Source organism: Rhodoferax antarcticus ANT.BR (genome assembly GCF_001938565.1).
GTDB lineage: Bacteria > Pseudomonadota > Gammaproteobacteria > Burkholderiales > Burkholderiaceae_C > Rhodoferax > Rhodoferax antarcticus.
The window spans coordinates 46,229-70,374 of sequence record NZ_MSYM01000001.1; the positions used below are offsets into that span (position 1 = coordinate 46,229).

26 protein-coding genes and 1 tRNA gene are annotated in these 24,146 nt (G+C 59.4%); 16 read left to right on the top strand and 11 right to left on the bottom strand.

All coding sequences use genetic code 11. The features are described 5' to 3' along the window. The first annotated feature begins 7 nt into the window (after positions 1-7). Positions 8-883 (top strand): RNase adapter RapZ, encoded by an 876-nt coding sequence (gene rapZ, locus BLL52_RS00210; RefSeq protein ID WP_075584930.1) that lies wholly within the window; start codon positions 8-10, stop codon positions 881-883. Here rapZ and mutY read toward each other — a convergent pair. The 3 genes from mutY to mutM form a co-directional block, all read right to left on the bottom strand. Further along, positions 880-1,935, bottom strand: a complete 1,056-nt coding sequence (gene mutY / locus BLL52_RS00215) for an A/G-specific adenine glycosylase (RefSeq protein ID WP_075584741.1) — start codon at positions 1,933-1,935, stop codon at positions 880-882. The two genes, rapZ and mutY, sit on opposite strands and share 4 nt — an antisense overlap. After that, positions 1,925-3,880, bottom strand: a complete 1,956-nt coding sequence (locus BLL52_RS00220) for a dynamin family protein (RefSeq protein ID WP_075584742.1) — start codon at positions 3,878-3,880, stop codon at positions 1,925-1,927. Before BLL52_RS00220 ends, mutY begins: the two co-directional genes overlap by 11 nt. Positions 3,881-3,948: 68 nt before the next feature. Then, a complete protein-coding gene (gene mutM, locus BLL52_RS00225; protein WP_075584743.1) occupies positions 3,949-4,764 on the bottom strand; it encodes a bifunctional DNA-formamidopyrimidine glycosylase/DNA-(apurinic or apyrimidinic site) lyase in 816 nt (271 codons plus the stop codon). 38 nt (positions 4,765-4,802) lie between these two features. Here mutM and BLL52_RS00230 point away from each other — a divergent pair, with 38 nt between their 5' ends. The 8 genes from BLL52_RS00230 to BLL52_RS00265 all read left to right on the top strand — a co-directional run bounded on the left by BLL52_RS00230 (position 4,803) and on the right by BLL52_RS00265 (position 11,033). Beyond that, on the top strand, positions 4,803-6,530 hold the full coding sequence (locus BLL52_RS00230; RefSeq protein WP_075584744.1) for a tetratricopeptide repeat protein: 1,728 nt from the start codon (positions 4,803-4,805) through the stop codon (positions 6,528-6,530). Between the two features lie 122 nt (positions 6,531-6,652). Next, positions 6,653-7,045, top strand: coding sequence for a lipoprotein insertase outer membrane protein LolB (locus BLL52_RS00235; RefSeq protein ID WP_241838928.1), 393 nt, complete (start codon positions 6,653-6,655; stop codon positions 7,043-7,045). Positions 7,046-7,076: 31 nt separating this feature from the next. Continuing rightward, positions 7,077-7,910: a 4-(cytidine 5'-diphospho)-2-C-methyl-D-erythritol kinase gene (ispE, locus tag BLL52_RS00240; protein ID WP_075584745.1), complete on the top strand. Its 834-nt coding sequence runs from the start codon at positions 7,077-7,079 to the stop codon at positions 7,908-7,910. Between the two features lie 43 nt (positions 7,911-7,953). After that, a tRNA-Gln gene (locus BLL52_RS00245) sits at positions 7,954-8,030 on the top strand. A 59-nt stretch (positions 8,031-8,089) separates the two neighbouring features. Further along, complete coding sequence (locus BLL52_RS00250) at positions 8,090-9,067, top strand: ribose-phosphate pyrophosphokinase (protein ID WP_075584932.1); 978 nt, start codon at positions 8,090-8,092, stop codon at positions 9,065-9,067. A gap of 95 nt (positions 9,068-9,162) precedes the next feature. Next, on the top strand, positions 9,163-9,828 hold the full coding sequence (locus BLL52_RS00255; RefSeq protein ID WP_075584746.1) for a 50S ribosomal protein L25/general stress protein Ctc: 666 nt from the start codon (positions 9,163-9,165) through the stop codon (positions 9,826-9,828). A 69-nt stretch (positions 9,829-9,897) separates the two neighbouring features. After that, on the top strand, positions 9,898-10,572 hold the full coding sequence (gene pth / locus BLL52_RS00260) for an aminoacyl-tRNA hydrolase (RefSeq protein ID WP_075584747.1): 675 nt from the start codon (positions 9,898-9,900) through the stop codon (positions 10,570-10,572). After that, a complete protein-coding gene (locus BLL52_RS00265) occupies positions 10,569-11,033 on the top strand; it encodes a hypothetical protein (protein WP_075584748.1) in 465 nt (154 codons plus the stop codon). Before pth ends, BLL52_RS00265 begins: the two co-directional genes overlap by 4 nt. Positions 11,034-11,078: 45 nt before the next feature. Here BLL52_RS00265 and BLL52_RS00270 read toward each other — a convergent pair whose 3' ends face one another. The 6 genes from BLL52_RS00270 to BLL52_RS00295 all read right to left on the bottom strand — a co-directional run bounded on the left by BLL52_RS00270 (position 11,079) and on the right by BLL52_RS00295 (position 15,990). Further along, entirely contained in the window at positions 11,079-11,360 is a 282-nt protein-coding gene (locus tag BLL52_RS00270; protein ID WP_075584749.1) for a YfhL family 4Fe-4S dicluster ferredoxin, read from the bottom strand. A gap of 45 nt (positions 11,361-11,405) precedes the next feature. Next, positions 11,406-11,867 carry a universal stress protein gene (locus BLL52_RS00275; RefSeq protein WP_075584750.1) on the bottom strand — a complete coding sequence of 154 codons (462 nt, stop codon included), beginning with the start codon at positions 11,865-11,867 and terminating at the stop codon, positions 11,406-11,408. Positions 11,868-11,888: 21 nt separating this feature from the next. Continuing rightward, on the bottom strand, positions 11,889-12,386 hold the full coding sequence (coaD, locus tag BLL52_RS00280; RefSeq protein ID WP_075584751.1) for a pantetheine-phosphate adenylyltransferase: 498 nt from the start codon (positions 12,384-12,386) through the stop codon (positions 11,889-11,891). A 64-nt stretch (positions 12,387-12,450) separates the two neighbouring features. Further along, entirely contained in the window at positions 12,451-13,080 is a 630-nt protein-coding gene (gene rsmD, locus BLL52_RS00285; protein WP_083633695.1) for a 16S rRNA (guanine(966)-N(2))-methyltransferase RsmD, read from the bottom strand. A 43-nt stretch (positions 13,081-13,123) separates the two neighbouring features. Then, positions 13,124-14,500 carry a M16 family metallopeptidase gene (locus tag BLL52_RS00290; RefSeq protein WP_075584752.1) on the bottom strand — a complete coding sequence of 459 codons (1,377 nt, stop codon included), beginning with the start codon at positions 14,498-14,500 and terminating at the stop codon, positions 13,124-13,126. A 20-nt stretch (positions 14,501-14,520) separates the two neighbouring features. Further along, the gene (locus BLL52_RS00295) at positions 14,521-15,990 is read right to left on the bottom strand and encodes a M16 family metallopeptidase (RefSeq protein WP_083633696.1); all 1,470 of its coding nucleotides are present in this window, start codon (positions 15,988-15,990) and stop codon (positions 14,521-14,523) included. Between the two features lie 29 nt (positions 15,991-16,019). Here BLL52_RS00295 and ftsY point away from each other — a divergent pair, with 29 nt between their 5' ends. The 3 genes from ftsY to BLL52_RS00310 all read left to right on the top strand — a co-directional run bounded on the left by ftsY (position 16,020) and on the right by BLL52_RS00310 (position 20,210). After that, positions 16,020-17,141: a signal recognition particle-docking protein FtsY gene (ftsY, locus tag BLL52_RS00300; RefSeq protein WP_075584754.1), complete on the top strand. Its 1,122-nt coding sequence runs from the start codon at positions 16,020-16,022 to the stop codon at positions 17,139-17,141. Between the two features lie 88 nt (positions 17,142-17,229). Continuing rightward, positions 17,230-18,963: a type IV-A pilus assembly ATPase PilB gene (gene pilB, locus BLL52_RS00305; RefSeq protein WP_075584755.1), complete on the top strand. Its 1,734-nt coding sequence runs from the start codon at positions 17,230-17,232 to the stop codon at positions 18,961-18,963. A gap of 20 nt (positions 18,964-18,983) precedes the next feature. Continuing rightward, positions 18,984-20,210 carry a type II secretion system F family protein gene (locus tag BLL52_RS00310; RefSeq protein ID WP_075584756.1) on the top strand — a complete coding sequence of 409 codons (1,227 nt, stop codon included), beginning with the start codon at positions 18,984-18,986 and terminating at the stop codon, positions 20,208-20,210. Positions 20,211-20,274: 64 nt separating this feature from the next. On the opposite strand, the gene BLL52_RS00315 is transcribed toward BLL52_RS00310, so the two are convergent. Then, positions 20,275-20,586, bottom strand: a complete 312-nt coding sequence (locus tag BLL52_RS00315; RefSeq protein WP_075584757.1) for an ElaB/YgaM/YqjD family protein — start codon at positions 20,584-20,586, stop codon at positions 20,275-20,277. A gap of 229 nt (positions 20,587-20,815) precedes the next feature. Here BLL52_RS00315 and BLL52_RS00320 point away from each other — a divergent pair, with 229 nt between their 5' ends. From BLL52_RS00320 to BLL52_RS00335, 4 genes are read left to right on the top strand one after another with little or no spacing between them, the layout of a single operon-like run. After that, positions 20,816-21,673 (top strand): prepilin peptidase, encoded by an 858-nt coding sequence (locus BLL52_RS00320; protein ID WP_075584758.1) that lies wholly within the window; start codon positions 20,816-20,818, stop codon positions 21,671-21,673. 3 nt (positions 21,674-21,676) lie between these two features. Then, on the top strand, positions 21,677-22,321 hold the full coding sequence (coaE, locus tag BLL52_RS00325) for a dephospho-CoA kinase (RefSeq protein WP_075584759.1): 645 nt from the start codon (positions 21,677-21,679) through the stop codon (positions 22,319-22,321). Continuing rightward, positions 22,318-23,073 (top strand): cell division protein ZapD, encoded by a 756-nt coding sequence (gene zapD / locus BLL52_RS00330; RefSeq protein ID WP_075584760.1) that lies wholly within the window; start codon positions 22,318-22,320, stop codon positions 23,071-23,073. Before coaE ends, zapD begins: the two co-directional genes overlap by 4 nt. 10 nt (positions 23,074-23,083) lie before the next feature. After that, positions 23,084-23,299 (top strand): DNA gyrase inhibitor YacG, encoded by a 216-nt coding sequence (locus BLL52_RS00335; protein WP_075584761.1) that lies wholly within the window; start codon positions 23,084-23,086, stop codon positions 23,297-23,299. Between the two features lie 76 nt (positions 23,300-23,375). Here BLL52_RS00335 and BLL52_RS00340 read toward each other — a convergent pair whose 3' ends face one another. Further along, positions 23,376-24,140, bottom strand: a complete 765-nt coding sequence (locus tag BLL52_RS00340; protein ID WP_075584762.1) for a sulfite exporter TauE/SafE family protein — start codon at positions 24,138-24,140, stop codon at positions 23,376-23,378. Positions 24,141-24,146 lie beyond the last annotated feature (6 nt).

The window sequence follows — 24,146 nt, forward strand, 5'->3', positions numbered from 1 at the left end:
GCCAAAACTGAATGTGAAAATTGTTCTGATCACCGGCATGTCCGGCTCGGGCAAGTCGGTAGCGCTACACGCCCTGGAAGACCTGGGTTTCTACTGCGTCGACAACCTGCCGCCTGAACTGCTGATGCCTTTGGTACAACTGGAGCGCACGCATCAGGCCAAACACCTGGCGATTGCCATCGATGTGCGCAGTGCCAATTCGCTGCCGCTGGTGCCCGAACAACTACAACAGCTCAAGGCGCAGGGTTTTCAGGTGGACTCGATCTTTCTGGATGCAACCACCGACACACTGATCCGGCGTTTTTCTGAGACGCGCAGGCGTCACCCGCTATCGCAGCGGCTACAACAAAACGTCTTGCAAGAGCAGCGCCACGCGCTGGCAGACGCCATTGAGCTGGAGCGGGATCTGCTCAGCGATTTGCGCATGCAGGCGCATGTGATCGACACCAGCGTGATCCGCCCCACCCAGCTGCAGAGCTACGTCAAAGCGTTTATCGAGGCACCGGGGGACCAACTGACGCTGGTGTTTGAGTCTTTTGCGTTCAAGCGCGGCATTCCCACCGATGCAGATTACGTGTTTGACGTGCGCATGTTGCCCAACCCGCATTACGAACCAGAGTTGCGCAATTTGACCGGCAAAGACGCGCCAGTGATCAACTTTTTAAAGCGTGAGCCTGAGGCGCAACGCATGCTGGCCCAGATTCAGGGTTTTCTGGACAGTTGGATGGAGTCTCTGGCGCTCAATCACCGCAGCTATGTCACCGTGGCCATTGGCTGCACCGGTGGGCAACACCGCTCGGTGTACCTCGTCGAGCAGCTGGCGGCCTTGTTTGCGGCGCGCTGGAACACCCTCAAGCGCCACCGCGAAATGGACGCGCGCTAGCCATTGGCGGCGCTGAGCATCTTTCTGATGGGCGCTGGCAGCCCAAGCTTGTGCCATTGGTTTGCGCTGACCCAAGCGCCAGCCATCTGAGGTAGCGACCCGGCTGGCATCACCAACTGCACCGGGTGCAAGTAAAGGTCTTTGTGCGTCAGCACATGCTTGATCACCGGTTGGTCTTGCGCCTGCGGGTGTAACGCCAGGGGCAGGCAATTCATGAGGGCGTCCCGCTCGTCAAACAAGGGCAGGCAATACAAGCCGGCCCAAACGCCCGGCGCGGGTCGCTGGCTGAGCCAAACCGCCCCGTCATGTGTCTGTGCCCAGAGCAGCCAGAGCGTTTGCGCGCTGCGCTTGAGCTTGCGGGTTTTCACCGGAAAAGCCTCAGGGGTGCCCAAAGCCTGTGCGCGACAAGCCCCAAGCAGCGGACACGCGCCGCACGCGGGTTTTCTGGCAGTACACACTGTGGCGCCCAGGTCCATCACCGCCTGGGTGTAGCGCGGCATGGTCTCAGCCAGGTCGGTCTGGGGCAGCAGGCGCGTAGCTTCTTGCCATAGCGCACGCTCGTTGCTGGCCATCGCCAGGTCAGTGTCAAACCCCAGGTAGCGGGTCAACACGCGCTTCACATTGCCGTCCAGAATCGCCACCCGCTCGCCAAAGCAGATCGACGCAATGGCCGCCGCCGTTGAAGGGCCAATGCCTGGCAGGGTTTGCAATTGCTCAGCCGTGCGGGGAAAAGTGCCACCATGCACGGCCATCACCTGCTGGGCACAGTGGTGCAGGTTGCGGGCACGGCTGTAGTAGCCCAAGCCGCTCCACAGGGCCAGCACATCGTCCAGCGGCGCCTGCGCCAACGCGCTGACCTCGGGAAAACGCAACAGGAAGCGCGCAAAATAGTCGCGCACCCTCACCACCTGGGTTTGCTGCAGCATGATCTCAGACAACCAGACGCGGTAGGGGTCCCGGCTTTGCTGCCAAGGCAAATCATGACGACCGTGTGCGCGCTGCCAGCGCACCAGCGTGGGCGCAAAGCCGTCTGCGCTGGGCTTAAGCGGCATGCATGGCCAGCCCAAAACGCGACGGGGTGGTCATCTGCAACAGCGAGTCGGTCAGCTCCACCAGCTTGTGCTCGGCCTGATCAAGCTCGGCGCTGCGGGTGTTGATCTCATTGATGCGTTCGTCCAGGCCGGTTGACGCCTGGGCAATGCGGTCAATGGCTTCCAGCCGACGCACAAAATTCTTGCGCCGCTCGCGCAATTGCGAATCGAGTTGAGACGCAGCAGATTTGCTCCACGCCTCGATGTCGCTCAAGGCGGTTTCATTCACGTTTCTCAGGCGGGTACTCAGCGCACGCACCAGCCGGTCGGCAAACTCGGGCTGCGCCAGCCGGAATGCGTTACCAATGCCCAGGTACTGCACATGGCTGCGCTCAATCAGGTCCAGGTCGCTCAGGTAGGGCTCAATCTGCGGCTCATCTGGCACCTGCAGAGAAAATCCGTACTCGGTGTTGAGCTGCAAAAAGGTCGCCACCAGCATGGCGTGAATCTCTAGGCCCCTGGCATGAACATCGCGCAAATTGGCACGCAAGCGCTCAAAGGTTTCACCGTAAGACCGCTTGATGCCAAGCTTGAAACCTTTTTGTTTGAGCGCAGCCGTGAGTTGCGCCATCTCGTCTTTGAGTGCCTGCGGGCCGAGCAGGTTAAAGATCTCACGCATCAGCTTCATGTGCACCGAGCGCACCGCGTGAATCTTGACACCGGCCGCATCAAACTCGGCCTGCTCATGCGCTACCCGCATCCGCATGTTTTTAATCACCGGCTTGTTCTTGCCCTGCAGGCCTTTGAGCTCCAGCAGTTGCTCGGTCAGGTCACGCCGGCGAACTTGCACAAAACGTCCCGTCTCGCCGCGCAGCGCAGAAATACCGCGGGCTACCGCCGCACCCAAGATTCTCTGGCGCCGCCCCATGATGTCGTGGCTCAGGGCGTCTTCAAGATTCTCCAGACAACTGCGCTTCAACAAAACTACATCATTTTTAACCTTGGCGACCAGCCCTTTTTGCGCTGAAACAGCCACCACCTGCTCTGGAGCAATGCCCAAAATTTCTGCCGAGCTGCGCTTTTGCCGCTCTATCTGCGCCTGCACTTCTTGCGGGCTGTCCATCGCATCCCACAGCGTGTCGATTTTGTTCAGAACCACCAGGCGAGTCGATACATCTTGCTCATCTTCCACCAGATGCTCACGCCAGATGGACAAATCAGACTGGGTGACACCGGTATCAGCCCCCAAAATAAACACCACCGCTTGGGCTTGCGGAATCAGGCTCACGGTGAGCTCAGGCTCGGCGCCAATCGCGTTTAAACCGGGGGTGTCCAGAATAACCAGGCCCTGCTTCAGCAGCGGATGAGCGATATTGATCAGCGCGTGCCGCCATTTGGGCACTTCGAGCAGGCCATTGGCATCCGGGACAGGATTGCTTTCTACAGATTGGTTGTGCCAAAAGCCCAACGCGCGCGCCTCTTCCTGCGTGACCCGCCGGGTTTCGGCCACCTTGGCAAACGCCTCGGACAACTGTTTGGGATTGGTCACGTCCAACTCGGTACGCTCCCATTTTTCAGGCACCTGCCGCCACTCCATCAGCGACTGCGGTTGCAGGCGGGTTTCTATGGGCAGCAGACGCAGACATGGCGGCACTTCGGGATCAAACCCCATCTCGGTCGGGCACATGGTGGTGCGCCCGGCACTGGCGGGCATGATGCGCCGACCGTAACCGGCGAAAAAGATGGCATTGATCAGCTCTGACTTGCCGCGCGAAAATTCGGCCACAAAAGCCACCATCACCTTGTCCACCCTGACCTGGGCCTCCAAGCGACGCAAGCGGTCTTCTACCGAGGCATCCAGCAAATCCTGGTCCTGCAACCATTGAGACAGCAGTTTGAGGCGCAGGGCAAACTCACGCCGCCAGGCACTGTGCTGGTCAAATTTTTCGTTGAATGAAGTTCCCAATCTGCCTCCAGAATATGCGTCGCCGGTCAATATAGCACCCTTGCAAGCGCTCTTTGGCGCTGCACATTTCAGGCTTTTTGACAAACCGGGCAGTAAAACGTAGAGCGTTGCCCCTGCCGGATCATTTTGATGGCAGAGCCACAGTGTCGACACGGCAAGCCAGCGCGCCCATACACCATTGCCTCCAGCTGGAAATAGCCGGTTTGCCCATCAGCGTTGGAAAAGTCTCGCAGGCTGCTGCCACCTTGCTCCACTGCCCGCGCCAGCACATCGCGTATGGCGGCTTGCAGCCGCACTACCCGCGGCCGACTAAGTTTGTTGGCGCGCGAGGTGGGGCGGATGCCCGCCATAAACAGCGCCTCAGAAGCATAAATATTGCCCACCCCCACCACCAGCGTACCGCCCATCAACACTTGCTTGATGGCCGTTTGCCTGGCTTTGAGCCCAGCAGCAAAGGCCGGCAGACCAAAAGCATCCGACAAGGGCTCCACTCCCAGATGCCCCAGCAATTTCAGGGCTGCGGGCGACACTAGGCTATCGGCATACACCACCGCACCAAAACGCCGTGGATCATGCAAGCGCAGCGTGCCCTGCGAGGTCACCAGTTCAAAATGGTCATGCACCCCAGGCGCTGGCAAGTCACGCGCAAAGCGCAGGCTTCCCGACATTCCCAGGTGCAGCAGTAGCCAACCCTGACTTAACTCAATCAGCAAATACTTGCCGCGCCTGCCCACCGTGCGCACTGTTCGCCCCGCCAGCGCCTCAGGCGGGTATCCCAGCGGCCAGCGCAGTGGTTTACCCAGGTACACGGTGTCAATGCGAGCGCTTTCGATGGCAGCTACAAAACTGCGCCGGGTGACTTCGACTTCGGGTAATTCAGGCATGGAACAAAACTTGTTGGGGCATGGATTATTATGAATAGATGCGCTTCAAAACAGTTTTATTGCCGGTGTTGCTGTCCTGCTCGTTCGTGCTCCATGCCCAGAACGCCAGCCCTGTGGAGACGGCTCCCAAACGCTCGGCGCTTGATGCCCCGCTTTTCTACGAAATCCTCCTCGGTGAACTCAATGCACGCGCGCAGGAACCGGGCACAGCTTTCTCACTGATGCTAGACGCCGCGCGAAAAACCAAAGATCCTGCCGTTTTCCGGCGCGCGGTGCAAATCGCGCTGCAGGCGCGCTCAGGCGAGTCAGCGCTGCAAGCGGCCAAAGCCTGGAGTCAGGCACTGCCAAATTCCCGCGAGGCCAGTCATTTCACTCTGCAGATCCTGCTGGGGATGAACCGTGTTGCGGACACTCTGGAGCCACTCAAGCGTGGCATTCAACTCACCACGGCCAAAGAGCGACGCGATTTCATCTGGTCTTTGCCGCCCAACTTTGAGAGGGTTAGCAGCCGTCAGTTGGCGGCTGTGATTTTTCAGAAAGCTATGAACGACTGGGCCAAAGACCCCAGCGTGGGCGCGACCGCTTGGGCAGCCAGCGGACGCGTCTGGCTGGCAGCTGCAGACAAAACCAGGGCGCTGGAGGCGGCAACCAAAGGCGCGGCCGCAGACAGCCGTTCTGAACACCCCGCGCTGCTGGCGCTGACGTTGATGAATACCGACACCCCCCAGGCAGAAGCCTTGGTCAAAAAACACCTGCCCCATGCCCGGCCAGAATTCCGTATGGCCTATATCAAAGCCTTGCTCAGAAGCCAGCGTGAAGACGACGCCAAACGCGAGCTGCAGGCAATTCGCACGGAAACGCCGAATTACGCCGATGCCTGGCTGATCGACGGCGCTCTGTCCATGCAAGCGGGCCAGCTGGAGCAGGCTGATACGCAGTTCAAACATTACCTGACGCTGGTGGATGCCGCGACCGCCGAGCAGCAAGTAGAAGCCCGGCGCGGACGCTCGCAGGCGTTTTTCTCGCTGTCGCAAATGGCGTTCAAACGAAAAGACTTTAAAGCTGCGCAAGATTGGCTGCAGCGCGTCGACAACCCGGACGATTTGGTGCAAGCGCAAGTCCGCAGGGCGTCACTGATGGCCCAGCAAGGCCAGGTCGATGAGGCTCTGGAACTGGTTCAGGCCTTGCCCGCAAAATCGGATGCCGATGTCAACCTGAAGCGCACAGCCGAAATACAGCTGCTACGAGATGCCAAGCTGTATGAGCGCGCCCGTGACCGGCTCTTGCAAATGACCGAGCAATTCCCCGACGAACTTGACTTGGTCTATGAGCTGGCTATGGCGCAAGAAAAACTGGGCCACCTGAGCGAGATGGAGCGCTTGCTTCGCACACTCATCGCGGCCAAGCCGGATGACCCACACGCTTACAACGCCCTGGGCTATTCGCTGGCCGACCACAACCTGCGCCTGCCTGAGGCGATTGCACTGATCACGAAAGCGCTGGAACTCGCCCCCAACGACCCGTTTATCACGGACAGTTTGGCCTGGGCCCAGTTTCGCAGTGGCAACATTGAAGAAGCCTTGCGGCTGCTCACCGGTGCCTTTAAAGACCGGCCCGACGCTGAAATTGCCGCGCATCTGGGTGAGGTTTTGTGGGCCGCCAATCAGCAGCCAGAGGCTGTGCTGATCTTTCGAGAAGGCCTCAAGATCAACCCCGACAACGAGACGCTGACCCAAACGATCAAGCGATTAGGTGTTCCCCTGTGACAAGCCGCCGCGCCTTGGCGACGTTGGGCATTGCTTTCGCTACTTATTTGATAGCTGGTTGCGCAAGTACAGAAAGGGCTAGAGGCCTAAAAGGCACTGAAACCTCATTCTGGGCTGGGCGCTTGTCAGTCCGCGTACAGGCAGACCCGAATCAACCGCAGGCGCAAGACCAGTCCTTCAGCGCAGCGTTTGAACTGCAAGGCAATCCGGACCAGGGTGAACTGCGGCTCTACACCCCTTTAGGCAGCACGGCCGCTGGCATTCAATGGACGCCCATCAACGCAGTCCTTCAAGCCCATGGCGAAACCCGCCAATTCAGAGATCTAGCGCAACTGATCACGCTGGTGCTTGGCACCGATGTGCCGGTGACCGCTCTGTTTGCCTGGCTGGCTGGGCAAAACCAAGAAGTCGACGGCTGGCAAGTCGATCTTTCTGCCAGAAATCAGGGGAAAATAGCGGCGCGCCGCACGGCACCCGCGCTTCCCGCTGAGTTGCAGGTAGTGCTTGACAACTGAGCTTAACGGGCGTCCAGCCTCCTGCATCACCATGAAGTCCATCTACGATATTTGCGCCCCGGCCAAACTCAACCTCTTTTTGCATATTGTTGGCCGCAGGCCCGATGGCTACCACTTGCTGGAGTCGGTGTTCATGCTCATCGACTGGAGCGACACCCTGCACTTCGAGCTGCGCACGCACGGCCAGATCAGCCGCGAAGACCTGACCACGCCACTGCCGCCACACGACCTTATCTTGCGCGCAGCGCAGGCGTTGCAGCAAGCCACGGGCACGCGTCATGGCGCCCATATCGCCATCGACAAGCAAGTTCCCGCTCAAGCCGGCATGGGTGGCGGGTCATCTGATGCGGCGAGCACTTTGCTCGTGCTGAACCGCTTGTGGGGGCTGAAGCTGAGCCTGAGCAGCCTGATGACGATTGGCCTAAAGCTCGGTGCCGACGTACCGTTTTTTCTGGGTGGCCACAACGCCTGGGTCACGGGTATTGGTGAAACCATGCAGCCGGTTGATATTCCCCCAGCGCGATTTCTGGTGCTTAAACCGGCTGCGGGGCTGGAAACCCAGCGAATTTTTTCACACCCCGATTTAAAAAGAGATACCGAACCCGCTATACTCACAGGCTTCGCTGCAGACGCCTTCGGCTATGGCCGAAACGACTTGCAGGGCGTTGCTCAGCAGTTGTGTCCAGAGATCAGTCAGGCTTTGTTCTGGCTCAAAGACTCAGGGCTCAAGGGTCGGATGACAGGCTCTGGAAGTGCGGTGTTTGCGCAAATTTTGCATGACGTTGAGGCCTGTGTACCTGACCAGTTTCAAGGCAAGTCATGCAAGAACCTGCCAGTTCATCCCCTGCAAGGGTGGGCTGTTTAGACTAAGTTTATTGGTGTGCCATGTCTGCATGGCACACCTGTGTAGGGGAGTCGCCAAGTCGGTTAAGGCACTGGATTTTGATTCCAGCATGCGAAGGTTCGAATCCTTCCTCCCCTGCCAAATTTTTTGCATGTTGTTTGCCAACATGCGGCAACCGTAGCGACACCATTTGGAACACCATGCAAGCCGATCAACCTCCCGAGTTCATGGTTTTCACCGGCAATGCCAATCCTTCCCTAGCGGCAGACATTGCCCTACACCTCAAGACCCGGTTAGGCGCTGCCGAGGTCGGGCGTTTCTCAGACGGTGAAGTCACCGTTGAAATCAAACAGAACGTGCGGGCCCGTGATGTGTTTGTGGTGCAGAGCACCTGTCAGCCCACCAACGAAAACCTGATGGAACTGCTGATCATGGTGGACGCGCTCAAGCGCGCCTCTGCCGAGCGAATCAGCGCCGTCATTCCCTATTTTGGCTACGCCCGGCAAGATCGCCGCCCGCGCTCCAGCCGCGTGCCGATTTCTGCCAAGGTGGTGGCCAACATGCTGCAAGCTGTTGGTGTAGCACGCGTGCTGACCATGGATTTGCATGCTGACCAGATCCAGGGGTTTTTTGATATTCCTGTCGACAACATTTACGCCTCGCCAGTGCTGCTGGGTGATCTGCGCCAGAAAAATTACGACGACCTGATTGTGGTCTCGCCTGACGTCGGTGGTGTGGTGCGCGCACGGGCGCTGGCCAAGCAACTCGACTGTGACCTGGCCATCATCGACAAGCGCCGTCCGCGCGCCAATGTTAGTGAAGTCATGCATGTGATCGGTGAAATCGAAGGCCGCAACTGCGTCATCATGGACGACATGATTGACACCGCTGGCACGCTGGTCAAAGCGGCTGAGGTCTTGAAGCAACGCGGCGCCAAAAAGGTGTATGCCTATTGCACCCACCCAATCTTCTCCGGTCCGGCCATTGACCGTATCAGCAATGGTGAGGCGCTAGACGAGGTGGTGGTCACCAACACCATTCCGCTGAACCCCAACGCCATCGCCTGCCCGAAGATCAGGCAGGTCAATGTGGCGCCACTGATTGCGGAAACCATCCACCGCATTGCGGCAGGCAAGTCGGTCATGAGTTTGTTTTCTGATCAGGACAACCTGTTCTGATGAGAATCTGAAGCGGCTCGCATCCATTTCCGGATAACGGGCTTTTTTTAATCAGGGTCGCACTGGTCGCGGTCGGCCCCATCAGGAGTTAGTTTATGAAAATCGTCGCTTTTGAGCGCGCCATGCAAGGTACGGGTGCGAGCCGCCGTCTGCGCATCACCGGTCGCACACCCGCCATCGTTTACGGCGGTGTTACGCCGCCCCAGATGGTCGAAGTTGACCACAACGCTTTGTGGCATGCCCTGAAAAAAGAAGCTTTCCACTCCAGCATTCTGGACATGGACATCGCCGGTACCGAACAAAAAGTTTTGTTGCGTGACGTGCAGGTGCACCCTTTCAAACAACTCGTTTTGCACGTTGATTTCCAGCGTGTAGACGCCACCACCAAGCTGCACATGAAGGTGCCACTGCACTTTGTCGGTGACGACGAGTCGGTCGCCATCAAGTCCGAAGGTTGCATTGCCAACCACGTCCTCAGTGAAATCGACGTGTTGTGCCTGCCCGCCGACCTGCCTGAATTCATCAAGGTGGACTTGAGCGGCTTGCGCAAGGGCAGTTCGCTGCACCTGCAAGACATCGCTTTGCCAAAGGGCGTCAAGGCCAGCACCCGCGGTAGTAACAAAAATCCGGTGGTAGTGTCTGTTGTGGTGGTTGCCGCTGCTGAAGTGATTGTTGAGGCAACTCCCGCTGCTGCTGCTGCTGCCAAGCCAGCAGGCAAAGCCGACGCCAAGCCAGCCGCCAAACCCGCTGCGAAGAAATAAGTCCACACGGACTGCCCAAGAGCCCACTTCGGTGGGCTTTTTAACGCCTGCAATTGCATAATCCGCACCATGATTCGACTACTTGTTGGCCTGGGAAACCCCGGCCCAGACTACGACCAGACCCGCCACAATGCTGGTTTCTGGTGGCTTGATGCGGTTGCCAAGGCTTTGAACGCGCCGCTTGTCATGGACAAAAGCTACCACGGCCTAACCGCCCGAACAGTCGTCAATGGGCAAACGGTTTGGCTGCTCAAGCCCCAGACCTTTATGAACCTGAGTGGCAAATCTGTCGCAGCACTGGCCAATTTTTTCAAAATCAGTCCGCAAGAGATGCTCGTAGCGCATGACGAGTTGGACATTGCTCCCGGCGAAGCCAAGCTCAAGCTCGGCGGCAGCCACGCCGGTCATAACGGACTGCGCGACATCCATGCGCAGTTCGGTACCGATCAATACTGGCGACTGCGCCTGGGTATCGGCCACCCGGGCAACAAGGCCGAAGTCGTGAACTGGGTACTCAAAAAACCCTCGCCAGACCACCGCATCGCCATCGAACAAAGCATTGACCGGGCTTTAACCGCACTGGCGAAGCTTTTGGTGGGCGACATGGAACAGGCCACCCGGCTGATCCACACCAGCAAGCCGCCACGACCCAAACTACCCAGACCGACACGCCCGACGCCGACCAGCGGCACACTGGAGGCGGCAGAGCCGACTCGAACGGCTGCTGCACCCAACGTATTATGACCCAACAACGCTGGTTGGTTGCTTTAGTATTGATAGCTATTGGCGCATATAGCCATTGGGCTAGAGCCGAAAAAGTCTATAAATGTGGCACCACCTACAGCCAGACGCCGTGCCAGGGCAGCACCACGCTAAACGTGGACGACACCCGCGATCCGGCAGAAAAGAAACGCATGGACGCCCAAACCAAGCGTGACGCCGAACTCGGCCAAGACATGCAGCAAAGCCGCCTGACCAACGAAGCGGCGCTGGCCGCCGAGCGCGCCCATATAGCTGACAGCGCAGCAAAACTCAAGCAAGCCCGCCAAACCGCAAAAGAACCCGCAGCCGAGCCAGTGCTGGTTTACGCCCGAAAGCCGCGCTTAAACAGGCCACACAAACCCGACGGCTTCACCGCGGTGGCACCCGGCACGGTACAAAAAATCAGCAAGCCCCACAAGAAACGGACAGACGGCGCGCGTTAATTGAAAAAACGCCGTTGAAAAAACCCAAGCAGTCAACGGCGGTGCTTAGCTTGATACCCCAGGGGTGGCGGGTGCTTTCGCTTGCGCCTGCAGCCGCTGAAACTTCTTAAACAGTGTCTCGCGGTCTTCCACATGTGCCGGGTCGACTGGAATGCAGTTCACCGGGCACACCTGTACACACTGGGGCTCGTCAAAGTGACCGACGCACTCGGTGCATTTGTCCGGGTTGATCTGGTAGATTTCCGCCCCCAAGAAAATCGCCTGGTTCGGACACTCAGGCTCGCACACATCGCAGTTGATGCATTCGTTGGTGATCAATAAAGCCATGAGCCGGGTTCTGAGAGTCGTTTGAGCAAAAAAAGACGCTGGGCATCAGGCCTGCACTTCAACTTCCGAGGTCGGATCTTCAAAGCTCTTCACGATCATGACTGGCACACCTGCGGCATGCAGCAACTCGTTGGACACCGAGCCCAGCAACGCACTGCGCAGGGTGCTGGTGCCGCTGGCACCCATCACCACCATGTCACAGCCATAGTTTTCCAGAATGTCGACCAGCGTGTGTGCGGGGTCGCCGGTCGCTACTTCGCTCTCAAAGGCGACGCCTGCTTCCCCCAGCAGAGCCTGGGCGGGCTTCAGGGTGTTGGCGCCGGCAGCGGCGCTCACCTGCTCGATCAGCTGTGGATCCTGGGTCAACATCAGCTCGTACAGACTGGCGGGCTCCTGCACATTGGCCAGCACCACCGAGGTGTCAAGCCCGTCAGCGGCCAAGCGAATTGCCATCAAAACAGCCTCCAGTGCAGCGGCCGAGCCATCAAAGGGCAAAAGAATCTTCATGGTTTTCTCCAAATAAACAGGTCAGGCAGCGGCACCGCCCAGTTTGTCGAGCAGCCGCTGGTTGACACCCGGCGAGACAAATTGGTCCACCTCACCACCCAGGGTGGCGATCTCGCGCACCAGTGTGCTGGAGATGAACTGGAATTTGTCGCTAGGTGCCAGAAAAATGGTTTCCACCTTGGGCATCAGGGTGCGGTTCATGCCGGCCAGTTGGAATTCGTAATCAAAGTCGGTCACAGCGCGCAAGCCGCGCACCATGCCTTTGGCGCCACTGGCGATAACAAAGTCGCGCAGCAGGCCGTGAAACTCGGCCACCTCTACACCGGGAATATCTGCCAGCGCCACCCGCGCCATGTCAACCCGTTGCTCCACCGAAAACAGCGACTTTTTATGGTGCCCAGCCGCTACGGCAACAATCACGCGGTCAAACAACTGAGCTGCCCGACGCACGATGTCTTCGTGACCGAGTGTGATCGGATCGAACGTTCCGGGATAAACCGCTGTCAATTGATGGGGCATGGGGCAGACCTCTCAAGCCGTGGAAAGAAATGATTATCGTGCTGCCACGCCGCTGCCAAGGTGCTCACACTGTGGCAGCATGGGCGCGCTGTAGCAAATGCGCGTGCACCGCTCCTGCCTTCAGGTAGCGGTAAACCTGCAGTCCGCAGGTTTGCAGGCGTTCATCGGTCCAGCGGCTAGGGGCTTCCAGGTAGACAAAGCCATCGGCTGTCACCGCTTGCCCGGCAGCTTGTACGGCCGCTTCAAACACATCTGAGTCAAATGGCGGGTCCAAAAAAATCACCTCCAGGCTGGCGGGTGAAGCCTGGCGCAGCGTCGACAGACCATCACCGCGCAACACCTGCACACCGGTCAGCTTCAATTGATCGACGATGCGCTTGAGTTGGGCTACCAAGGCCGCATCGTTTTCCACCAGCAAGACGGCCGCAGCGCCACGTGATGCGGACTCGATCCCCAGCGCGCCGGTGCCCGCAAAGGCGTCCAGGCAGCGCCAGTCGGTCAAATCCTGTCCCAGCCAGTTGAACAAGGTTTCGCGCACCCGGTCGGGTGTGGGGCGCAGGCCGGGCTTGTCGGTCACCGGCAATTTGGTGCGCTTGAGCAGGCCACCGATGATGCGCACCTCGTGGGTTTGCACAGCGCGTGGGCGCACAGGTTTGCGGTAAGGCTTGGGGGGGTCTTTTTTCATCAGCGGCATGTTATCGCGTGTTTCCCACGCAAAAGGCCCGTCGGCGAATCGCTCAGCGGCTGGCGGGCGGACCACCTAGCACCACGGTGACCATCCTGTCTGGCTGCAGTTTGCGCCCAAACGCACTTTTGATGTCCGCCAGCGTGACTTTTTCCACCTGCTGGGTCCATACGTCGAGGTAATTGAGCGGTAAGTTGTTCCAGGCGATGTTGGCCACATTGCCGAGCAGCTTGCGGTTGCTGTCGATCAGCAGCGGGAAACCCCCCACCAGGTTGTCTTTGGCAGCCTGCAGCTCGGCCTGGGTTGGCCCGTTGGCGACAAACTTGGCCAGCACCTCGCGCGTCACCCGCACTGCCTCATCGGCCTGATCAGGCCGGGTTTGCAGGCCGACGGTGAAGGCCCCCGCATGCTTTCCAGGCGAAAACCCGCTGTAAACGCTGTAGCTCAGACCGCGCTTTTCACGCACCTCATGGGTCAGCCGCGAGACAAAGCCACCGCCGCCCAGGATGTAGTTGCCCACGGTCAAGGCAAAAAAGTCAGGGTCATCGCGTTTGAAACCCGGCTGGCCGATCAGCACATGCGCCTGCGCTGAGTCAAAGGCGATTCGTTGCTCAACCGCGCTGCCCAGCGGCTGCACCTCGGCCAGATCAGGCAGCGGCGCGCAGCCCACCACCGACGTTGGCCGTTCCTCGGCTAGGCGGCTGAGCAGTTGCTGCACCAAGGTGTCGGCCTGCGCGCGGTTGATCGCGCCCACCAGGGTGACCTTGGCGCGGCAAGGTGCAATCACCCGACCATACAGCGCCGCCATGTCGGCGACCTCAATGTTGTTCAAGCTGCTCTCGGTCATCTCATAACCATAGGGGTGCTGGCCGTAAACCGCCTGGGCAAAGGCGCGGCCAGCCAAAGTACCGGGGCGCGTGTTGGCCTCTTTCAACGCCGATTGCAGGCTGCCACGCTCGCGCTGCCAGACGTCAGCGGGAAAGGCCGGTTGCGCCAGTTGCCGGGCGGCCAAATCCACCGATCGGCCCAGCAAATCTGGGTAAGAAAGCGCGCGCAACATGAAACTCATGCGGTCGTCACCCGCATGCGCCACGAAGCTGGCACCCAGGTCAGCCCAGGCTTCGCCCAAGGCGTTTTCATCCAGCGCAGGCTCACCTGCGCCAACGCCCGCACGCACGCCTTTGCTGACCATGCTGGCGGTTGCGCTGGCGAGGCCCGCTTTATCTGCCGGGTCACGGCGGCTACCGGCGTCGAAGTCAATTTGCACGTCGAGCATCGGAATCGCCGGGCTGGGCACCAGGTAGATTTGCGCGCCGCTGGGCTGAGTCCAGTGTTCAATGGGAATGCCCGCCCACGCGAAATTTGTAAGAAATAGGCCTGTAGCCCCCGTCAGTATTGCGCGAGTAGCTAGTTTTTTTATAGTATTCATGGGTCTTAGTAGCGGGTGCATCAATGCCTGAAGCCTGCGGGTGGGGTGCGGGCCTTGCGGGTGGTGTCAAGCGGCTGAGGCAGCAGATGCGCCACGGTAAGTTGGTCGTCGCCAAAATATTGGCGCGCCACCTGCTGCACCTGTTCCGCGGTGACCGCACGCAGACGTTGCACCAAGACATCGCCTGCATCCGTGGGCAGGCCTTGGGCCCATTGGTCGCCCAGCTCGCGCGCCTGATTGAAAAGAGAATCCAGCTTGTAGACCTCGCTGGCGACCCACTGGGTTTTGACACGCGCCAGCTCAGACTCGGTGATGCCCTCTGTGGCAATGCGCTGCACCTGCGCACGCAGCGCCAGCTCCACCTGCTCAGGGGTTTTACCCGCGGTTGGCACACCGGTCAGGATGAAGAGTTGCGGGCCACGGCCCCACAAGCCGTTGTAGGCGCCAGCGCTGTCTGCCACCCGCTGTGGGCCTTGCGTCAGGCTGCGTTCCAGACGGGCGCCCTGGTAGCCGTCCAGCACCGCTGCCAGTACCGTCAGGGCCAGCGCGTCGCTGTCGGTGGTGGCGTCTGCACGCCATTGCAGCGACGGCACCTTGTAGGCCAGCACCACGTTGGCTTGCTCAGCAGGCGCCTTGAAATCCAGCCGCTTGATACCCGCCTGAGCAGGCTCGACGCGGGGTTTGCGCTGCGGCACGGCGCGCGTGGGCAGGCTGCCGTAATACTTGTCGGCCAGTGCGCGCACCCGGGCCACGTCCACATCGCCCGCCACCACCACTGCCGCATTGGCGGGCACGTACCAGCGCTTGTAGAAGGCGCGGGCGTCGTCAGGTGTCAGAGCTTGCAGGTCACTCATCCAGCCAACAATCGGGCGGCGGTACGGAGAAGCTACAAAGACAGTAGCATTCAGCGCTTCATACATAAGGGCTTGCGGGTTATCTTCTGTGCGAAGGCGACGCTCCTCCTTGACCACTTCGAGCTCTTTCTTAAACTCCGCGTCGGGCCACTGGCTGTGCGCAAATCGGTCTGACTCCAGGCGCATCATGTCTTCCAGGCGCGCCACTGGCACCATCTGGTAGTAGCCGGTGTAGTCAAGGCTGGTGAAAGCGTTGTCGCGCCCACCCAAAGCCGCCACGCGGCGCGAGAACTCACCGGCGGGCACCTTGGGTGTGCCTTTGAACATCATGTGTTCCAGCACGTGCGCCACGCCTGAGGTGCCGTCCACCTCGTCCATCGAACCTACCCGCACCCACAGCATATGTACTGCCGTGGGGGAGCGCCGATCCGGCTTGACGATCAGCGTCATGCCGTTGGCCAGGGTGAATTGCTGGGCGCGCGTGGCCTCAACAGGGCTGGCGCTGGCCGCCGGGGCGATGGGCACGGGGGCGACTTGCGCAACGGCCGGATGGGTGAAAAACATCGCTATCAACGCTGGCAAAAGGCAACGAGTGGCAACACAAAAAGGCGTGACAAAGGGGGGTTGGCGTTTCATAGAATGCTGTGATACCACGAAACCCCAAAATGTTCAGCTTCTTCAAAAAAAAATCCCCCGCACCGCCCGCCGTCACGCCGCCAGCACCTGAAGCCCCGCCAAGCGTTTCAGCACCCGTTTTACCAGCCGCGCCAGCAGAGCCCGCCGCGTTGATCGTGCCCAGCAACCTGGTAATGGCCCCCACTGCGACTGCGCCCGCTGCACCACCGGTGCGCAGTTCCTGGATGGCCAAGCTCAAGACCGGGCTGCGCAAAACCGGGACCAGTATTGCCACGGTGTTCACCGGCACGCAAATTGACGACGCACTCTATGAAGACCTGGAAAGCGCCCTGCTGATGGCCGACACCGGTGTCAAAGCCACTGAACACTTGCTGGAAGACCTTAAGCGCCGGGTCAAGGACAGTAAAACGACTGACCCGACCGCCGTCAAGGGGCTGCTGGTGCAGTCGCTGGCCGCGCTGCTGGCACCGTTGCAAAAACCCTTGCGCATCGGCCAGTACACACCCACGGTGATCATGGTCACAGGGGTCAACGGCGCAGGCAAAACCACCTCGATTGGCAAACTCACCCGGCATTTGGCCAGCGAAGGCGCCACCGTGCTGCTGGCGGCAGCCGACACCTTCCGGGCGGCGGCCAAGGAGCAATTGGGGGTGTGGGCTGACCGCAACACCGTGGACATCATCAGCCAGGAAGGTGGCGACCCGGCCGCGGTGGCGTTTGATGCGGTAAGTGCGGGCAAAGCGCGTGGCCGCGATGTGGTGCTGGTGGATACCGCTGGGCGGCTTCCAACCCAGTTGCACCTGATGGAGGAACTGAAAAAAATCAAGCGGGTGATTCAAAAAACCGGCCCGCTGCAAGACCTGGGAAACACCACCAGCCAAAGCGCCAACAGCGTGCCACCGCATGAAATTTTGCTGGTGATTGACGGCAACACCGGCCAGAATGCGCTCAGCCAGGTGAAGGCTTTTGACGACATTTTGGGGCTGACTGGCCTGATCGTGACCAAACTCGACGGCACCGCCAAGGGCGGCGTGCTGGCAGCCATTGCGCGTGAGCGGCCGCTTCCGGTGTACTTCATTGGGGTGGGTGAAAAGCTGGAAGACCTGGAGACCTTCAACGCGCAGGAGTTCGCGCAGGCCTTGCTTTCTTGACAAATACGTCGCGTATATGCCGATTACTGTCTTGCCGGGCAAGACCCGCCATTTGAAAATACGCTGCAGGTAGTACATTCTCAACCTTATGGCCATCACCGAAACAATGCCGCTCAGCATGCCTGCCAGCACCTTGCCGGGTCTGGGGCGCACGCTGGTCATGGCGGGCAAGCTTGATCTGAAGTTTGCCGAAGACATTTTCCGCAAGGCGCAAGCCAAGCGGTCGAGCTTCATTGCCGAGCTCACCGGCTCGGGCGCGGTTTCGGCCACCGACTTGGCGCAGACACTGTCGCTGGCGTTTGCGGTGCCGATCATCGACCTGGACGCGATCAACCCGCAACTGTTACCGCATGGTTTGCTGGACAACAAAATTTGTCAGGACTTTCGACTGGTGGTGCTGGGCAAGCGGCAAAACCGGCTAATCGTGGCCACCGCCGACCCGTCTGACCAGCAAGCTGCTGAAAAAATCAAATTTTCCACCCGTCAAAGTGTCGACTGGGTGGTGGCTGAGTACGACAAGCTGCTCAAGCTGGTGTCCAGCAACACGCTGAGTGCCTCGGAAACCATCGACAACATCATTGGTGAGAATTTCGAATTTGACGACCTGGTGACCGAGCAGGTCAACGACAGTGCGGTTGCCGCATCTTCTGAAGTAGACGATGCGCCAGTGGTCAAGTTTTTGCACAAGATGATGCTCGACGCGTTTTCCATGCGCGCCTCGGACTTGCACTTTGAGCCCTATGAGCACAACTACCGGGTGCGCTTTCGCATTGACGGCGAGCTGCGCGAGATTGCCTCGCCGCCGATTGCCATCAAGGACAAGCTGGCCTCGCGCATCAAGGTGATCTCAAAGATGGACATCTCCGAGAAACGTGTGCCGCAAGACGGCAAGATGAAGCTCAAGATCGGGCCAGACCGCGTCATCGACTTCCGGATCAGCACCTTGCCAACTCTGTTTGGCGAAAAAGTCGTGATCCGGATTCTGGACCCCAGCACCGCCAAGATGGGCATTGAAGCGCTGGGCTACGAGCCAGAAGAAAAAGAGCGGCTGATGCAGGCCATCAGCCGCCCCTACGGCATGATTCTGGTGACCGGCCCGACTGGCTCGGGCAAAACCGTGTCGCTGTACACCTGCCTGAACCTGCTGAATAAGCCTGGTGTCAACATTGCCACAGTGGAAGACCCGTCTGAAATCAACCTGCCGGGCGTGAACCAGGTGAATGTCAACGAGAAGGCCGGGCTGACCTTTGCGGCAGCGCTCAAGTCGTTTCTGCGGCAAGACCCCGACATCATCATGGTCGGCGAAATTCGCGACCTGGAAACAGCCGATATTGCCATCAAGGCGGCGCAAACCGGTCACCTGGTGCTATCAACATTGCACACCAACGATGCGCCCTCCACGCTCACGCGGATGCGCAATATGGGTATTGCGCCGTTCAACATTGCGTCGAGCGTGTTGCTGATTTCTGCCCAGCGTCTGGCGCGCAGGCTGTGCCCCACCTGCAAAAAAGCCATTGAGATCCCGGACAAGGCTCTGCTGGAGGCGGGTTTCAAGCCGGAAGACCTCGACGGCAGCTGGAAGCCTTACCACCCGGTGGGCTGCAACGCCTGCAACAATGGCTACAAAGGCCGGGTTGGCCTGTACCAGGTGATGCCAATCAGCGAGGACATCCAGCGCATCATCCTGCGCGACGGCAGTACGCTGGAGATTGCTGAGCAGGCCAAGCGTGAGGGTGTCAAGACCATGCGCGAATCCGGCCTATACAAGGTGAAACAAGGGCTGACATCCCTGGAAGAGGTTTTGGCAGTCACCAATGAATAAACCAACACATACGGCGCACCATGGCAACTGAGAAAGCAAAACGGAAGGCAGTCGTCAAGGAATTTGTCTTCGAGTGGGAAGGCAAAGACCGCAATGGCAAGCAGGTGCGTGGGGAAACGCGTGCCGGTGGCGAAAATCAGGTGACCGCTGCGCTGCGCCGCCAAGGCGTGCTGCCCACCAAGATCAAGAAGCGCCGCATGAGCGCGGGCAAGCGCATCAGGCCCAAAGATATTGCCATTTTCACGCGCCAACTCGCCACCATGATGAAGGCCGGCGTGCCATTGCTGCAAGCGTTTGACATTGTGGGCCGCGGCAACCCTAACCCCAGCGTGACCCGTCTGCTCAACGACATTCGCAACGATGTGGAAACCGGCACCTCACTCAGCACGGCGTTTCGCAAATACCCGCTGCACTTTGATGCCCTGTACTGCAACCTGGTCGAAGCCGGTGAAGCCGCCGGTATTCTGGACCAGTTGCTGGACCGCCTGGCGGTGTACATGGAAAAAACCGAGGCAATGAAGTCGAAGATCAAGTCCGCCCTGATGTACCCGATTGCGGTGTTAATCGTGGCTTTTGTGGTCACGGCGGTGATCATGATCTTTGTGGTGCCCTCGTTCAAGGAAGTGTTCAGCAGCTTTGGTGCCGACCTGCCCGCCCCGACGCTGGTGGTGATTGCCATGAGCGAGTTTTTTGTGGCCTATTGGTGGCTGATTTTTGGCGGCCTGGGAGGCGGCTTTTACTTTTTCATGCAGGCCTGGCAGCGCAACAAAAAGGTGCAGATCTTCATGGACAAGCTGATGCTGAAAATGCCAGTTTTTGGTGTGTTGGTGGAAAAATCTAGCATCGCCCGCTGGACGCGCACGCTCTCCACCATGTTTGCGGCTGGGGTGCCGCTGGTGGAGGCGCTGGACTCGGTGGGCGGCGCGGCGGGTAATTGGGTGTATGAGAACGCCACCATCAAAATCCAGCAGGAAGTCTCCACCGGCACCGCGCTCACAACCGCCATGACTAACGTCAACCTGTTCCCGTCGATGGTGCTGCAGATGTGCGCCATTGGCGAAGAATCCGGCTCCATTGACCACATGCTGGGCAAAGCGGCGGACTTTTACGAGTCTGAGGTGGATGACATGGTGGCCGGCATCTCCAGCCTAATGGAGCCCATCATCATTGTGATTCTGGGTACCGTCATTGGCGGCATCGTCGTGGCCATGTACCTGCCCATCTTCAAGCTCGGTCAGGTGGTTTGACGTCGGCCTTGCGGGTTTGATGGTTACCTTTTTGGGGTTCAGGGTCCGACCTACCCCAAGCCGTCTAGCGGCGGCTAATCAGCAAACCAATGACAAGGCCTGTACCGGCAGCAATGCCAATCGACTTCCAGGGGTTCTCGTGGACAAATGTATCTGTCGCATGACCGGCTTCTTTGACCCTGGCCACGGCAGCCTGCTGCAAATGTGCCAACTCGGTCTTGGCTTGATGCATGCGGTCCATCAGGCGTCCACGCAATTCGGAAGCGGCCTCGCCGACCTCGTCTGCGGTCATTCGCAGGAGGGCCTCAGCGTCACCAATGACGACCTGCAAGTCGCTCATCAGTTTCTCTTTTTGGGTTGCAGTGAGATTGCTCATAAAAAAACTCCTTGAAAAAAATGTTGGTTAACCACAGCGCTAAGTCTAGACCTAGCCAAACAGCACGGCATGCATCGTAAGATGGATGTTGGTCGGTCGCAGCCAAGCTTTTTGAATAACAGCAACTTTTAAGGAAATTGATAGAAATGCACCCGATGGTGACTGGTTTTTTTGCAATCCACAGGATGGCTGTCCGAAAAAGTGGCATAGATCAACAGGAGAGACGGCCATGCTGAGTCAGTCCCCATACGTGTCAACAGCTTTCGATGCCGGTCTTTGGGGCTTGCTAGGGCTGCTGATCGGCAGCTTTCTCAACGTGGTGATCTACCGCCTGCCGGTCATGCTCGACGCGCAGTGGAAAGCCGAGTGCGCTGATCTGGCTGGCAAAGAGCTGCCCGAGACGGCGCCCTTTAACCTGATGGTGCCGCGCTCGCGCTGCCAGAAGTGCGGCCACCAGCTGTCCTGGCTGGAGAACATTCCGGTACTCAGCTACCTGGTGCTGCGCGGCAAATGCAAACACTGTGGCACACCCATCAGCCTGCGCTACCCGGCGGTCGAGCTGGTCACCGGTGCACTGTTTTTCTTTTGCGCCTGGCGCTTTGGCCTCACGCCAGCGGGCATGGTCTGGAGCGGATTTGCCGCGGCACTGATCACCCTGTGCATGATCGACTGGGATACCACGCTGCTGCCCGACAACATCACCCTGCCCTTTGTCTGGGCGGGTTTGATCGCTGCTGCGCTGGCCTGGACACCGGTCAGCCTGGCCGACTCGGTCTGGGGCGCTGTGGGCGGCTACATGTCGCTGTGGCTGGTTTACTGGGGCTTCAAACTGGCCACTGGCAAGGATGGCATGGGCTTTGGCGACTTCAAGCTGTTTGCCGCTTTAGGCGCCTGGTTTGGCTGGCAGGCGCTGGTGCCGATGATTTTGATGGCCTCGGTGATTGGCGCCATCGTCGGCATCGCCATGAAGTTTTCCAGCGGCCTGCGCGAAGGCGGCTACATCCCGTTTGGGCCGTTTCTGGCCGGTGCTGGCTTGACGGCCATGATCTTTGGACCGCAAACCATTTTGAGCGCGGTAGGCCTCTAACCCATGGCGGGCGTACTGCGCTTGGGGCTGACCGGCGGCATTGGCAGTGGCAAGAGCACGGTCGCCGCTTTTTTGGCGGACCTGGGCGCGGCAGTGATGGACGCAGATGCCATTGCGCGCTCTGTGACCGCGCCTGGCGGCCCGGCGATTCCCCTGATTCGCGACACGTTTGGTGACGAGATGATCACCGTGGAAGGCGCGCTCAACCGCGACCGGATGCGCAGCCTGGCTTTTGCAGATGCCAGCGCCAGAAAACGCCTGGAAGCCATCATTCACCCGCTGGTTGGGCAGGAAACCTGGCGCCAGGCCGATGCGGCCACCGCAGCCGGGCACCGTTGTTTGGTATTTGATGTGCCATTGCTGGTCGAGTCAGCCCACTGGCGCGCCCGGGTGGATGCGGTGCTGGTGGTGGATTGCACGGTGCCAACCCAAATTCAGCGGGTGATGGCGCGCAGCCAACTCGACGCTTCTGCGGTGCAAGCCATCATCGCCGCCCAATCGCCTCGCCTGCGTCGGCTACAGGCTGCAGACGCGGTGGTCTTCAATGACAGCATGTCTTTGCAGGTTTTACGCGCGGAAGTCGACAAGTTAGCGGCGCGCTTCGGGCTATCATTGACCGCTAACCCAGACCGTCTGCACCAAGCGTGATCCTTTACGAACATCCCCTTCATGAGCGCGTCCGCACCTACCTGCGGCTGGAGCACCTTTTTTTGCGGCTGCAGCAACTGGTGACACGCACAGACGCGCTGGATCACCACTTTGCGCTGGTGACCTTGTTTGAAATCATGGACGTGGCCGGGCGCGCTGACCTGAAATCTGACCTGCTGAAAGACTTGGACCGGCAAAAAAACGTGCTCGATGCTTACCGTGGCAACCCAGCCATTGCCGAGGCGGTGCTGGACCGGGTGGTGGGCCAGATCGATCAGGTTTTCACGGCCCTGAACACCCAGCAAGGCAAGGCCGGGCAACCGCTGACTGAAAACGACTGGCTGATGAGCATCCGCAGCCGCATCAGCATTCCTGGCGGCACTTGCGAGTTCGATTTGCCCTCGTATTACGCCTGGCAGCATAAATCCAGCATCGTCCGACAAACGGATTTACACCAGTGGATCAGCCCCCTCACCCCGCTGGCTGATGCAGTGCACATGATGCTCAAGCTGCTGCGCGACTCGGGCTCACCGCAAAAAGTCATCGCCAATGGCGGCCAGTTTCAACAGACGCTGCCGCAAGGACGCACCTTTTTGCTGATGCGCGTGGCACTGGATGCTGCACAGGGGCTCATACCCGAAATCAGCGGCAATCGGCTGATGGTGTCGGTGCGGCTGATGCGCCAAGGCGACGACCAGCGCCCCCATCTGGTGAATGAGGACGTGTCGTTCGAGCTGGCGCTGTGCGCATGACCCAACCTGCATGACCCAACCTGCATCACCCCCCGTCATTCCTGAAAAATGGGTCATCTGCCCGCGCTGTGGTGGCCAAAGCCTTTACGCCACCAGCAATGCGTTTCGGCCGTTTTGCAGCGAGCGCTGCAAGAAGATCGACTTTGGCGCCTGGGCCAGCGAGCAGTTTGCCATGCCTCTGCCGATTGAGCCCGACCCTGGTTCACCCGACGTTACCTTGCAATAGGTTGTGAATCAAATAGGCCTCTAGCCCTTATAAAATAAGCGCCAGTAGCTATTTATTTTGTAGCATTTGGCTCGCCTTAAAAAGCATCCCACAGCAGCTTGAGACCGGTCAGCAACATGCCGGTGTACAAAAACCGATAGAACCACAGCTGGCTGATGCGCCGCGCCAGCCACACCCCGGCCCACACACCAAACGGTGCAATCGGCAACAGCACCAGCGAGGTGGCCATGTTGCGCCAGTCCAGCAAGCCCAGCCAGGCATACGGAATCCATTTGGACAGGTTGATCACAAAGAAGAAAAACGCCATGGTGGCGGTAAACCGCACCGGCGACAAGCGCATCGGGATCACATAGGCATTGACCGGCGGCCCGCCAGCATGGGCGATGAAACTGGTAAACCCCGAGGTAGCGGTGAGCACTGCCCCCAGCCATTTGGGCGGCGGCGGGCTGTCTGGCTTGGGTGGAAAGGCCACGCGCTGCGCCAGAAACAGCAGCGTGAACGCGCCAACCATCCCGGCCACCACATGCACACTGAGCACCTTGAACAGCAGCGTGCCCACACCAATCCCCAACAGGCCCCAGGGCAGCAGGAAGCGCAGCAGCTTCATGTCGAAGTCTTTACGAAACGCCGCCATGCCCAGAACGTCCATCAGCAGCAGCACCGGCATCAAAATGGCGGCCGCCTGCGGCACACTCACTGCCATCGCCATCATCGGCACCGCCAGCGAGCCAAAACCGGCACCAAAGCCGCTTTTGCTGATGCCCATCAGCAGCACCGCAGGAATGGTGACCATGTAGAAATAGGGTTCGGTGATCAGGGGGAAAGCATCTGGCAGCAACATAGGGCG